14 protein-coding genes are annotated in these 13,156 nt (G+C 41.3%); 6 read left to right on the forward strand and 8 right to left on the reverse strand.

Features of this window, described 5'->3' with window-relative positions; translation table 11 throughout:
* Positions 1–30 precede the first annotated feature (30 nt).
* Positions 31–951, forward strand: coding sequence for a TIGR01777 family oxidoreductase (locus LC608_RS06550; protein ID WP_229552756.1), 921 nt, complete (start codon positions 31–33; stop codon positions 949–951).
* A gap of 143 nt (positions 952–1,094) precedes the next feature.
* Here LC608_RS06550 and LC608_RS06555 read toward each other — a convergent pair whose 3' ends face one another.
* From LC608_RS06555 to LC608_RS06565, 3 genes are all read right to left on the reverse strand, one after another.
* Complete coding sequence (locus LC608_RS06555; protein WP_229552757.1) at positions 1,095–1,340, reverse strand: hypothetical protein; 246 nt, start codon at positions 1,338–1,340, stop codon at positions 1,095–1,097.
* Between the two features lie 169 nt (positions 1,341–1,509).
* Entirely contained in the window at positions 1,510–1,932 is a 423-nt protein-coding gene (locus LC608_RS06560) for a M48 family metallopeptidase (RefSeq protein ID WP_229552758.1), read from the reverse strand.
* A 189-nt stretch (positions 1,933–2,121) separates the two neighbouring features.
* Positions 2,122–2,478: an iron-sulfur cluster assembly accessory protein gene (locus LC608_RS06565; protein ID WP_012407303.1), complete on the reverse strand. Its 357-nt coding sequence runs from the start codon at positions 2,476–2,478 to the stop codon at positions 2,122–2,124.
* 328 nt (positions 2,479–2,806) lie between these two features.
* On the opposite strand from LC608_RS06565, the gene LC608_RS06570 reads away from it, so the two are divergent.
* From LC608_RS06570 to LC608_RS06585, 4 genes are all read left to right on the forward strand, one after another.
* Positions 2,807–4,444, forward strand: a complete 1,638-nt coding sequence (locus LC608_RS06570) for a hypothetical protein (RefSeq protein WP_229552759.1) — start codon at positions 2,807–2,809, stop codon at positions 4,442–4,444.
* 2,140 nt (positions 4,445–6,584) lie between these two features.
* Entirely contained in the window at positions 6,585–6,761 is a 177-nt protein-coding gene (locus tag LC608_RS06575; RefSeq protein ID WP_229552760.1) for a CopG family transcriptional regulator, read from the forward strand.
* 274 nt (positions 6,762–7,035) lie between these two features.
* Complete coding sequence (gene zds / locus LC608_RS06580; RefSeq protein ID WP_229552761.1) at positions 7,036–8,475, forward strand: 9,9'-di-cis-zeta-carotene desaturase; 1,440 nt, start codon at positions 7,036–7,038, stop codon at positions 8,473–8,475.
* A 66-nt stretch (positions 8,476–8,541) separates the two neighbouring features.
* Positions 8,542–8,985, forward strand: coding sequence for an SRPBCC family protein (locus LC608_RS06585; RefSeq protein ID WP_229552762.1), 444 nt, complete (start codon positions 8,542–8,544; stop codon positions 8,983–8,985).
* A 315-nt stretch (positions 8,986–9,300) separates the two neighbouring features.
* Here the strand turns inward: LC608_RS06585 and LC608_RS06590 are convergent, their stop codons facing one another.
* From LC608_RS06590 to LC608_RS06605, 4 genes are all read right to left on the reverse strand, one after another.
* The gene (locus tag LC608_RS06590) at positions 9,301–9,492 is read right to left on the reverse strand and encodes a type II toxin-antitoxin system HicB family antitoxin (RefSeq protein WP_229552929.1); all 192 of its coding nucleotides are present in this window, start codon (positions 9,490–9,492) and stop codon (positions 9,301–9,303) included.
* A gap of 64 nt (positions 9,493–9,556) precedes the next feature.
* A complete protein-coding gene (locus LC608_RS06595; RefSeq protein WP_229552763.1) occupies positions 9,557–9,793 on the reverse strand; it encodes a 2Fe-2S iron-sulfur cluster-binding protein in 237 nt (78 codons plus the stop codon).
* A gap of 76 nt (positions 9,794–9,869) precedes the next feature.
* Positions 9,870–11,348, reverse strand: a complete 1,479-nt coding sequence (cobQ, locus tag LC608_RS06600) for a cobyric acid synthase CobQ (RefSeq protein WP_229552764.1) — start codon at positions 11,346–11,348, stop codon at positions 9,870–9,872.
* A 297-nt stretch (positions 11,349–11,645) separates the two neighbouring features.
* Positions 11,646–12,047, reverse strand: coding sequence for an Npun_F0494 family protein (locus LC608_RS06605; RefSeq protein WP_229552765.1), 402 nt, complete (start codon positions 12,045–12,047; stop codon positions 11,646–11,648).
* Between the two features lie 195 nt (positions 12,048–12,242).
* Here LC608_RS06605 and LC608_RS06610 point away from each other — a divergent pair, with 195 nt between their 5' ends.
* Positions 12,243–12,680, forward strand: coding sequence for a peroxiredoxin (locus LC608_RS06610; RefSeq protein WP_229552766.1), 438 nt, complete (start codon positions 12,243–12,245; stop codon positions 12,678–12,680).
* Between the two features lie 78 nt (positions 12,681–12,758).
* Here the strand turns inward: LC608_RS06610 and LC608_RS06615 are convergent, their stop codons facing one another.
* Positions 12,759–13,154, reverse strand: a complete 396-nt coding sequence (locus LC608_RS06615; RefSeq protein WP_229552767.1) for a hypothetical protein — start codon at positions 13,152–13,154, stop codon at positions 12,759–12,761.
* Between the last annotated feature and the right edge of the window lie 2 nt (positions 13,155–13,156).

Genomic DNA, 13,156 nt, shown 5'->3' on the forward strand with positions numbered 1-13,156 from the left:
TTTACAATAAAGTTTTAGCTGAGGTAATAAATGAAAGTAGCAATTACTGGAGCAACAGGATTTATCGGTAGTCGTTTGGTACAACGACTCCACGCAAAAGGTCATAAAATAGTAGTATTAACTCGGAATAGCACCTTTGCTCAAAAGGTTTTTCCATCTGAGACTTTCCCAAATGTAGAAATTGTTGCCTATACGCCAAATACATCTGGTTCTTGGCAAAGTGTCATCGCTAGTTGTGATGGCGTAGTTAATTTGGCAGGAGAACCCATTGGCGAAGGACGCTGGACACCAGAACGCAAACAAGAAATCCTCAATAGCCGGAAGCTAGGTACACAAAAAATAGTTGAAGCAATAACCAACGCTAACCCCAAACCAACAGTGTTAATTAACGCTTCGGCTATTGGTTACTACGGCACCAGTGAAACGGCAACCTTTGATGAAACAAGCCTATCTGGTAGCGATTTTCTTGCCCAAGTCTGCCAAATCTGGGAAGCGCAAGCTAGAAACGTAAAAGAAGCTGGTGTGCGGCTAGTAATTCTGCGTTTAGGGATTGTTCTGGGTAATGGTGGTGCCTTGGATAAAATGATTATGCCTTTCAAACTCTTTGCTGGTGGCCCCATTGGCAGTGGTAGGCAGTGGTTCTCATGGATTCACGTAGACGATTTAGTTAGCCTAATTCTGGAAGCTTTAACTAAACCGGAAATAGAAGGTGTATATAATGGCACTACCCCTAACCCAGTCACGATGGCAGATTTAAGCCAAACCTTGGGAGAAGTGATGAATCGTCCTTCTTGGTTGCCTGTTCCTGGTTTTGCGATCGAAGCTCTTTTAGGAGACGGGGCTATGGTAGTTTTAGAAGGTCAACAAGTCCTTCCCAAGCGCACCCTGGAAACAGGTTTTGAGTACAAATATCCTAATTTGCAATCAGCTTTAGCACAAATTATTAAATAGCTTGAAAGGGAGTGGGGAGTGGGAATTTTAGATTTTAGATTTTAGATTTTGGATTAAATTTGAATCTAAAAGACGCTCGCAGACTCGCTAACGCTGCGCTATCATCAATTTAAAATCTAAAATTGAATTACCCAATCCCTTAACTATTGACTTGATAGAAATTTTCTGGAAACCCAACTGATAATACCACTGAGAATGGCACCACCCATAAGGATACCGATCGCTGGGTTAAACACGGGTTGCCACAGTTTATGCCACAAATCCAAACCCAAGTTTATTCCTACAGAATCACCGATCGCAGCGATCGCTAACCAGATAAAGCCAAACAAAACCAAAAAAACATCGGCGACTAAAATCGTGTTTAGCCAATTTAATAATTTATCTTTCATGATTGGAATGGGGAATGGGGAGTGGGAAATGAGGAATGAGAAATGAGGAATGGGGAGTTGGTATTAATAAGAGACTAGGTAGACAAGGGAGAAGACTTATTCAATAAATTCTCCTTGTTCCCCGCTCCGTACAGACGCGATTCATCGCGTCTCTCCCGGCTCCCCATCCTCATTCTTCAAACAGCCAATTTTTGACTTTTGTTAAACTCTGCCAATCTGGTTTTCTACTTAAACCATCTTCAATACTGGTTTTTATTTCATCGCGCCATTCTTCATTGACAAAAATTAGCTGTTGTGCTACGTCAATATGCTCTCGTAAACCTTTTTGACCTGTTTCCAGCATTGCTAAGGCCAGATTGACTCTAGCCTGTGGGTCTTGTGGATTTAACTTGACTCCTTTCTGTGCAGCTTTGTAAGCCAAATTGGGTTTGTTATCGAGTAGATATAACCACGCCAAACAAATCCAAGCAGCACTAGTTTTAGGAGCGCGATCGCACACTTCTTTAAACACAGGGATTAAAGAATCTACTGCCTCTCCTGCTTTATAGCGTTCTAAACCTGTATCAAACAGGGATTCAACTGTATTAGTCATTGGTCATTAGTCATTAGTCATTGGTGAGCCAGTGCGGTCTTCTCCCAAAGGGAGAGGCTAGCGCCAAGGGGGTTTGCCCCATGAGCAACTGGTGCTAGCGTAGCGGTAGCGAGGTACGAGCGTCACCCGAAGGGTCATTAGTCATTTGTCTTTCGTCCAATGACAGGGGACAAATGACAAATGACAATATTACACCCCAAATGACTTGCCGCAACCACAAGTTTGATTGGCATTGGGGTTAGTGAATTGAAAGCCACCGCCAATCATAGCATCGCTGTAATCGAGCATTAAACCGTAGAGATATAATAAACTCTTGCGATCGCTGACAATTTTGAAGCCATCATAGTCAAAAACTTCATCCTGTGGGGTGATCTTGCTAGTGTCTTCAAAGTCCATCATGTAAGACATCCCTGAACAGCCACCCTGGCGGACTCCTACCCGTAAGCAGAAGTCTGTGCCTTGCTTGTCCCGGAGGGATTTTACCTGGTGCAATGCGGCTTCGCTCAACAGAATTCCGCGTTGTTGAGACTGAATTGCTTGTGTCATCTGCTTTTTCAACTCCTTAATTAGTATAAGCTTTACCCTATATCGGCTTGTTAATGCCTCTAGGTTGCCGTTAGTGTTTTTGTATTCATTCTAGCGGCTTAGATGCCGTTAGATACCAAATTGTAAACACTCCGTCAAAAGCAGCCAAACATTTTTATTCTAGAATTGAGAGACTCAGTGTGTTTAGAGATTCGGTATTTTTGGAATTCAAGTCTGGCGGCAGTCACCAGAAGCAACTATCTTTCAGGTGCAGCCATAAAAACCTAATCCGAGGCTAGCTATCCCCCAAAGTCTACTTCTAAATTGCTTCTTTTGATTAACTTATTCTATGACAAGTTTTAATCGCTCTACCAGTCGTCGGTTGAAGAAATTAACTCAAATTCCTTCTATATGGGAGGGCGATCGCCGTCCGTTGTCATCACCAAACCAGCATTCAGATGAGGAAAAGGGAGAATGCATTCTTTGGGTAGATTACTCCCAAGGTGTGGTTCGAGGAATGGACGTGGTAGCTTCAGATATCGGGCCAGAAGCAATAGTTCGGACTTTAATGCAAGCAATGGAGCATCCCCACAGTCCGGCAAGACCTGCTAGACCTCAAAGAATTGTAGTCAAAGACCGCGAGATTCAATTTTACCTGCGGGGGGTGCTGCAAGATTTGGATATTGCCATTGACTACGCACCAGAACTGCCTTTAATTGACGAACTGTTTCGTGGGTTCGCTGACATCCTCGATAGTCAAACCCCCGACTTACCCCCACAATATGCACAAATCTTGCGAGAGAAAGCATTTGCAATTTGGCAAGCAGCACCTTGGGAATTTTTGGAAGAACAGCAAATTTTGTCAATCGAGATTAATAAGTGGGATGTTGGCACACTCTACGCCTCAGTCATGGGAATGCTGGGAATGGAGTATGGGATTTTGTTTTATCGCTCAGAAGAGTCTTTGAAACAGTTTCGCGCCGCAGTTTTAACGGATCAAGAATCAACGGAGCATCTAGAAGAAGCGTTCCTTAAGCAAGATTGCTTATTTCTCACCTTTGAGAGTGCTGATGAAACTGATGAAGATGAGGATGAAGAAAGTGATTTGGCGGATCTGCCATTATCAGAAATTGACCCCACCTTCGGTAATATCCACCCCTTAGAAGGACTACGTTCTGTTTTGTATGACGAAGAAGCACTGGTAATCTTCGTTGCGATCGAAAGCTTAATCCGCTTTATTCGCGATCACCGTCGCCAGCTTCATGAGGACATCTTCCCTCCCCTCAGCCGTCGCTATCGCATTTCTCTGCCGCAGCCGGAAGAATCAACTAAATCTCTGCCTGTTACAGTCTCTACCATGCCACAGTTAGCAGCACAATTAGAGGAAATGGCAGGCTTTGATGTCGATGACGAGGAGAGCGAAAACCTTGACTCCCCAAATTTCCAATCATTGCAAGATGACTTGATACCAGAAGATTCCTTCCTCAGCTTAGGGGTGGTGTCCTGGGAAATGTTGGAGTCTCTGCGTAAAGGGGTTAGCTACCATCCGGCTGGTGAAATCAAACAAGTGGGTGACGGTTTGCCGGTGATTTTAATTCAAACTTCCCGACCCAAGGCTAAGACTGTAATTGAAAGAATTGAAGCAATAGGCGGACTCAGAGCAATTTGCTTTAATCCAGGTGCCGATCCCTTCGATGGCGATCGCTACGACCTGGGTTTATTACAAACTCAAAATGGCGAATTATTTCTATTTGGGGAATTTCTAGATGAAGATCCTATTCATGTAGAAGCCCGGAAAAAATGGAATCAGCGCTGTAAAAATACTAAGGGCTACTGTGGGTTAATTATTGCCAAAGGGCTAACCGGAGCTTCCCGTGGCAATCCTCAGTTACGAGATATGATGGCTTTGTTTGAAGCGCGATCGCTTTCACCTAAAGATTTAGGTATTGGCACTCTTCAACTGATGCCCCAACTTAAATTTGAATAGTTGCACGAATTGCCTCAATCCTCAATCTAAAATTGTACTTATGACAAATTACAGCAGTTTTCCTTTGCATGAAGTATAAAGCTACGGGTTTTGAAGCAGGAGGTACAAACTCTTTATATCTGATGCGTGAATCTTGCATTTTGTACCTCACTTGCTTGCAAACTGCTGTAAGTTGATGGGTATTTGATTCACATATTGACTAAAACTGCATTTGTCAGAAGAAAAAGGGAAAGCTTTATCTTTTAAGGTTGACCATTCTTCTTTTTACAAACTGAGTCCTGAGTAAAGTAAAAAGTACTTAGGATTTTTGCATTTGTATATACCTCAACCTTTGTGGGCGATATTTTCACAATAAATAATGCGTCTTTGTTACAGTACCCATAAATTTATGTATGGGGTTTCCCCTGTCCCCTTTCCTCTTTTTAACTCAATAGGCTTGGGTTAAGCCAGAAAAATAAATTTGCGTAGGTTGGATTGAGGAACGTAGACCCAAAGGGGCTTCACGCAGGGTAAACCTACATTTTCGGGCATTTGTTGGGTTTCACTTCGTACCCCTACGGGGATTTTGCTACAACCCAAGCGTATTGCTTTTTAACTCTTCAAACTTCCGATTCTAAGAAAGCCAAAGATTGAAAAATCCAGAGCAGAGAAAATCTCCGCTCTGGATTTTCCTTTAGCTCAGAGTTCTCTCTGAATACTGCTATATATCAACAGCACTAGGTGACCAAAGATTAGAAGCTAACTTTACCTCAATTTCATGAAGTAGCTGTATTTTGAAATTTTTCCAGTTATTTTATATGAATTATTACTAGTATAAATCACTACAAATCACTAAAAAGTTCTCCGCAAAGTTCTGTTTAATAAAATCTAGGTGATGTACCTAGATGTCAAAATATTTTTTTAACCATTTTCTGAGTTTTTCATCTTTTTATGTATCAATATGATTAAGCAAAATATCAGAACATATCTTTTTCTTTGTAATTTTTTTATAAAGTATGAGAATGAGTTTATCTAGTTGCTAAATGAAGATTATTTAAAGTGTATAAACAATAGATATAATGAATACATACATTGAAAAAATACGGAACATACAATTGTGTTTATGGTTATACTTACTAAATAATAAATCTTTGCAAATCCAAAGTATATTAGCAGTAATTTATTTTTTAATTGTGAAAAATTTACTCCCTAATTTATGGTACAAAAATTTGAAAAAAATAGTTTGTTTAATCTTTCAATAGATACATACTATGAATGGGAAACAAAGCACTGACTCTAAGAAAAACTATTTCACTAGAGAGAAGATAAAACACATCTCAGATTGCATCCTATTTTTACGGCAAGTTAGTGTAAAAGCATGAAGCAAAAATAAAATATTGTCATCGGCAACAGTCAACTAACACCATATATGTTTGGCGAGCATCTATCTGTGTAAAATTACAGATAATGCTGTTAAAATTTACCAAACAACTCAGCTATTTGCACCCAGAAAACTGAGTATTATACCCTTTTTAGTAGTTACTATTTTGGCGCAAAGAAGCAATTAGCTTGATCCAGATAGCCAAAATTCATAAACGTTGAAGTAGCTATTAACTTCGTGGTTACAATAATGGGTTCAGATGGGTGTTTGTTTTAGAGCAAGCGCTTATTTGCCTACTTTTAAGTGATTATTCACACCCTCTATAGACAATTGTAACCCGCCTGCTAGAAAGCATTTCAGCATGGTAACCATTCTAAAGCTTTATTTTCTAGTGTTATCTGAGATGTTCTCTCCAAGTGGCTTTGGCAAACTTGGTTAAGAGAGAAGGTGAAATATTTCCGATGGAGAATAAATTTGGAAATCTTGATTGAGTCAACAATAGATGTCTCAAATTCATTTATAAAATTTCATTGTCAGGCTTTACTCATGATGTTAGTAGCGTTATTATCTTCAAAAGCAACTATGTGGTCTTTATCCTGTCATAAGACTAACAAATAAAGTGTAGTTTTTTAATTTTTTTAGGAAATGATGAATACTTTGACTAAACGAACATTTTTAATATTAATAATATTACTTGTTTCGTGAGACAAATTCTGATAACCTTATCGGTTCCCTCTTTAATTTAAAATTTTTCGACGATCTAAATATCCAGCAGATAGCATGATAATGACAAACAAAAAATGGGCTGTTAAACGTATCACCGTTAATCTGGCAACACAGGAAGCGGAAAAGCTAGAAAAATATTGTCAACAAACAGGTAGACCCGCAACCGATGTGATTCGCGAACTGATTAGAAGTTTGCCTGCCTCCGATGACGACAAAGATGTAAACAAGTAAGAAGTTACTTTTACGGCTAACCAGATAACTGCTTTGTTACCAAAAAATAGCTATGATATTTTTTTGAGTCTGCTGCTATGGACAAGAGTTTGTCTAGCTGATACAGACGCGTTTTTCTCGCGTCTGGTCAATTGCCGGGATTAAAACGAGTGATCAAAAAGATTTTAGTATCGAAATTACGATGCTTTAATATGCTGGTGGAGTTGATATTAAGTAGCAAATTCCGACACCAACCCAGTTACAATCTGTAAAGAAACTGAAAAGGAACGACGGAATGCGTGTTGCAATCGTAGGTGCGGGACTGGCTGGGCTAGCAACCGCAGTAGATTTAACTGATGCTGGTTGTGAAGTAGAGATCTTTGAGTCTCGTCCGTTTGTGGGTGGTAAAGTTGGCAGTTGGGTTGATGGCGATGGCAACCATATAGAAATGGGTTTGCATGTATTTTTCGGCTGCTACTACCAACTATTTGACTTGATGAAGAAAGTGGGGGTGTTAGAAAACTTACGCCTCAAAGAACATACCCACACTTTTATTAATAAAGGAGGGCGCACTGGTGGTTTAGATTTTCGCTTCTTTACAGGTGCGCCTTTCAATGGCTTAAAGGCATTTTTCACGACTTCCCAACTATCGTTGCAAGATAAGCTGCAAAATGCGATCGCTTTGGGTACTAGTCCCATAGTTCGCGGGTTGGTAGACTTTAACGGGGCGATGAAAACCATCCGCAACTTAGATAAAATCAGCTTTGCCGACTGGTTCCGCAGTCACGGTGGCAGTAATGGCAGCATCAAACGCTTATGGAATCCCATTGCCTACGCATTGGGATTTATTGATTGCGAAAATATGTCTGCCCGTTGTATGTTAACGATATTCCAGTTATTTGCAGTCCGAACTGAAGCCTCAGTTTTGCGAATGCTGGAAGGTTCTCCATCTGAGTATTTGCACAAGCCCATTCTGGAGTATTTAGAAGCCAGAGGCACGAAAGTTTATACGCGTCGGCAAGTTCGGGAAATTCAATTTACTGAGTTAGAGGAACAAACTCGCGTCACTGGTATAGTAGTTGCCCAAGGTGATACATTAGAAACTATTACTGCTGATGCTTATGTCTTTGCCTGTGATGTTCCAGGAATTCAACGCATCCTACCTCACGAGTGGCGTAAGTGGTCAGAATTTGACAATATCTACAAACTGGATGCAGTACCAGTGGCTACAGTACAGTTACGCTTCGATGGTTGGGTAACGGAATTGAACGATGGAGAGCAACGTAAACAACTTTTGCACGCGGCTGGAATTGATAATTTACTTTACACAGCCGATGCAGACTTTTCTTGTTTTGCCGATTTGGCGTTGACTAGCCCTGCTGATTATTATCGCCCAGGACAGGGTTCATTGTTACAGCTAGTGCTGACACCGGGAGATCCGTTTATTGCACAAAGTAATGAAGCGATCGCACACCATGTCCTCAAGCAAGTGCATGAACTGTTTCCCTCGTCGCGCGAGTTAAATATGACTTGGTACAGTGTAGTAAAACTTGCTCAGTCTCTCTACCGAGAAGCGCCAGGGATGGATGCATACCGTCCCAACCAAAAGACCCCAGTAGATAATTTCTTCCTTGCAGGGAGTTATACTCAGCAAGATTACATCGACAGCATGGAAGGTGCTACTATTTCTGGACGGCGGGCGGCAAAAGTGATTTTGGAGAGTTTGAAGAGATAACTAACCGCGTACTCCTGCAAAGAAGCAAGTTACGTAAAGCATCTCAAAGAGAAGGAAGAAGAGAGAATGTCAGATTGGTTAGAGCATACTGTGCAGGTAGAAGTAGAGGCTCCCATAGATTTAGTATGGAGCCTTTGGGCCGATTTAGAGCAAATGCCCCGGTGGATGAAGTGGATTGATTCGGTGAAAATTCCGCCAGATAATCCAGATCTATCTCTTTGGAAATTGAAGACAGGCAGTCTAGAATTTACTTGGAAATCTCGAATTCTCAAAGTTATTCCCAACCAAATTATCCAATGGGAATCGATTGATGGTTTGCCAAATCAGGGAGCGATTCGGTTTTACGATCGCAACAATAGTAGTATTGTTAAAATGACCATTTCCTATGCTATCCCCGGCATTATTGGCAAAATTATGGATAACTTGTTTTTGGGGCGGGTAGTTGAATCCACAATTCAAGCTGATTTGGAAAGGTTTAAAGAATACGCGCTGAATGTTAAAGCTAATTGATATAGGGACTTCCAAATAAAAAAATATCCCATCCCTGCGGGACGCTACGCGTAGCTTGCTTCCCCAAAGGGTACGCTTTTAGCGCAGGGGAGCAGTGAGCAGGGGGAAGAAAAATTATTTTGATTCCAAAAATTGGATAATTTATTTTTTGGAGTTCCCATAGATAGCAAAAACAGGCAGTAAGAAACAATGTATAAAAAATATGGATTTTTTAAATACAAAATAACCGTAATAATACACAAAAATAATATCCTAACCAAAATAACCCGCGATCGCGCAAATTGTTCAGCATTAGTTACCACCTACTCAATCGCCTTAACGCACTCTACTTACTGTTGGTTGTGGGAGTGGATCACCTACAGCTTCGTAAGCAATAATTAGAGACTCTAAAACTTCAATTCCATTTGCCACAGCTAACTCGTAAGTATCCCCATGAGTTCGCCAGCGTTGCCGTGGAAAATCAGGGAATCCTACCAAAAGGCAATTATCTTCTTCAGACCACTGAATAACTCATTTTGTCTTTTTTCCTCTATTTCTTCATCTGATTTTCTGAACTTAGAGGGTTAAAAAACTACCAAGTTGGGTCACTAAACAAATTAATCGTCAATTCCTCGTGTGGTGGTACTGCGGTGATACAAGCGCGGATGATTTCTCCATCCTCTAATTCGACGGTGCAAGCGTGACAAGACCCCATTAGACAACCGGTGGGAATAAATACCCCACCCCGGTCTGCTACATCTAATAGGGCTTCTCCCACTTCGGCATCTACTGTGACATCATCTGGTAAAAAGCGGACACGAATAATCATTGGTCATTGGTCATTAGCAAATGACTAATGATACTTACTGTAAGCGAAAAAATGTGCGATTTTTATGCACTTTAGTTTAAGACAAAAATGGAGTTAAGTCTAAATGGCTTTCTACTTCAGTGGCTAGAGCGTCCAAAATCTGCTCTCGCTGTTCGCGGTAGTTGGCAACTCCGGTGGGCAAAGATTTTAAACCACGTTGTTGACGGAGGCGATTTAACCAAGCGCGTCGCCAAGGGCCATTGTCAAAAAGCCCGTGTAAGTAACTTCCCCAGACTGATTGACAACTATCCACTAACCCTAAATTAATATCGTCAAATAGGGCGTGGTACGATTGAGGGTCTACACCTTGCTGTTCAATGCGCGATCGCCCTTGGTGAATTTCAAAGCCATTTACTGGCAAGCCCTGTTGCGGATAATTTGAGCTAACTTGGCGCTGGCGGGCGATTTTTTGTCCGGTAATTACGGTTCTTATTGGTAAAAGGTTTAACCCCTGATACCTGCCTGCTTGTCCCTCTATCCCTTCAGGATCAGCGATAATTTGACCGAGCATTTGATAGCCACCGCAGATACCTAAAACGGTTCCACCAGAAGCAGCATAGTGTTGGATAGCTTCTGCCATACCGCTTTTTTGCAGCACTAGCAAATCAGCAATTGTGGTCTTTGTCCCTGGAAGAATTACGGCATCAGGATGTCCTAAATCTTGCTTTGGGCTGAGATATTTTACTGAAACAGTGCTTTCTGATTCAAGTGGGTCAAAGTCGGTGAAATTGGCAATTCTGGGTAAGCGAATGACGGCAATGTTGAGGTCAGTTTGACCTTTATGGGATTCACGTTCTAGCAAATCAAGGGAGTCTTCTGCTGGAAAAACTTGTTGTAAGTAGGGTATAACACCAACTACCGGGATACCTGTGCGTTCTTCTAACCATTTTATCCCCGGATCTAGGAGCGATCGCTGTCCTCGAAACTTGTTAATTACTATACCCTTAATTAAGGCGCGTTCATCTGGTTCTAATAACTCTAAGGTTCCAACGACATGGGCAAAAGCACCACCTCGATCAATGTCAACTACTAACATCGTTGGCGCATTTAAATGTTTTGCCACCCGCATATTAGTTAAGTCACGGTGCTTGAGGTTAATCTCTGCTGGACTACCGGCACCTTCACAAACCACCATGTCAAATTCTGTTCCTAAATGCTGTAGCGATTCTTCAATTGTCCGCCACCCCAGGTCAAAATATTGCTCGTAGTAATCTGAGGCACTAACTTTACCAACAGACCTACCTTTGATAATTACTTGGGAAGTCATATCCCCTTGAGGTTTGAGTAAAATTGGGTTCATTTCTACCCAAGGCACAATTCCCGCCGCCCAAGCTTGCACTGCTTGGGCATAGCCAATCTCTCCACCATTGGCAGTGACATAAGCATTTAAAGCCATATTTTGACCTTTAAAGGGAGCCACTCGCCAGCCACGCCGCGACAGAATGCGACAAATAGCTGTAGTTAAAAGTGATTTCCCTGCATGGGATGTTGTCCCCACCACCATAATTGATTTCATAGTTGTTATTAGTTAGTTTTCAGGATACAGGGTGAATTTTTAGGAGTTAACAATTATATGGCAATCCGTCCATCAGTTAAAAAACAGGGGAGCAGGGAGTAGACAACAGGAGGAGAATTCCTGTATAGTTTGTCTCCCTCACAACAGTATTACCCTTATCCTCTGCCTCATCTCTTTCCCAGTACCATCAGAAATTTCAATTAGATGAATTATGGTAAAGACTTCATAAATAGATGTGACGTTTCCGTATATATTGTTCCCTTTGATTCCCTAATCCTAACTTTTTAGTTTTTTATTCTAAAAAGGTATTCGTAACCAACGAATCACAGCATCAGATAAATGATCGCGCCATGAAGGTGTCCGCCAATTTTTTCCCTGATATTGTTCTACCAACTGGCGACCCAAGGGAGTGAGGCGAAAACTATCTGTAATCCCCTGACCATCGACTTCGCGGCGCAATACACCCACTTGGATCAGCCAGCCCAAGGCGTTGTCACAGGCTAATTCTGATAAAGGCCCTTTAGTATAGCCCTGCTTGAGGCCATTTTGTGCGATCGCAGTTAATGAGACACTCTCGTGTCCCATGACTTCAAATAAAGATAAATTGAAGGGTGAACATACTAGCGATCGCTCGGCTCTGTCTACTGTGCTTTGAGGATAGACAAAAATATTTGGGTTTTGGGAATCAATAGCAGGCATTGTATATGGGTAGTAATTTTTCTTCTAATAAAAATTAATATAAGAATATATTTTTACTTGTAGCAACTACCTTATTTAAGCAAAAATTACTTACCTAAAATATAGTTATACTATTTTTTAGTAATTATATTTAATCATTATAAATTAATGTAAAATTTCAAGTGCATCAACAATCTGAAATAGGAAAGGTTAATTATGCCTCTAGCAGTTGGTACGGATGCACCTGCATTTACCGCCAAAGATACAAAGGGCAACACAGTCTCGCTATCTGATTTAAGGGGAAAGACGGTTGTTTTGTATTTTTACCCCAAAGATGACACGCCAGGTTGCACCAAACAAGCCTGTAGTTTTCGGGATGCCCAGGCTCAATATCAAGGTAAAGATATTGTAATCTTGGGAGTCAGTGCTGATGATGAAGTCTCCCATCAAGCATTCACCCAAAAATATGATTTGAATTTTCCTCTATTGGCTGACACCGACAAATCCCTCATCACAGCTTTCGATGTGGATGGCGGTGGTTATGCCAAGCGCGTCACCTACGTAATTGATCCCAACGGCAAAATTACCCATGTTGACACTAGTGTAAATACCACCACCCATGCTAGCGATGTTTTAGCTGCACTTGGGCTGTAGTTTTTTACCTAATAATTAAGGATTTTTTAAATAGTCTCAGCCCCGAGCCTCTAGAGGCTTGGGGTTCTTTGCTTGAATTCAGTTACCTGATTGTGGTGTAAGCGATGGCGGCGTAGCTGATGGTAGTGTAAACGATGGCAAACTGGGGGTTGCTTGCTGTTGTTCACCTCGAATTAGTTTTTGTTGCCTTGCTTTAAAGGCTGCTGCGGCTGAGTCTAGTTGTTCGTTCTGTTGGTTAGAATCCCAGTTGAGAGTGCCAAAATTCGCCCGATGAATCAGGTCAAACATGTTGAAGTTGTCTGAGTTTGAACGGGAGAAGGGATCGGTATTTTGGTCTGTTGTACTATTACTGGGAAAAGCATCAGCTGGGCTGACTTGTTGAGCCGAACTTGGTTGAGCTATAAGCAAGGAAGCAAAGCTAATTCCTGCCACGGTAGCCACAATGAGTCTAGGAATTTGTAATGATTTTTTCATGG

The sequence above is a fragment of the Nostoc sp. XA010 genome (assembly GCF_020829625.1).
GTDB lineage: Bacteria > Cyanobacteriota > Cyanobacteriia > Cyanobacteriales > Nostocaceae > Nostoc.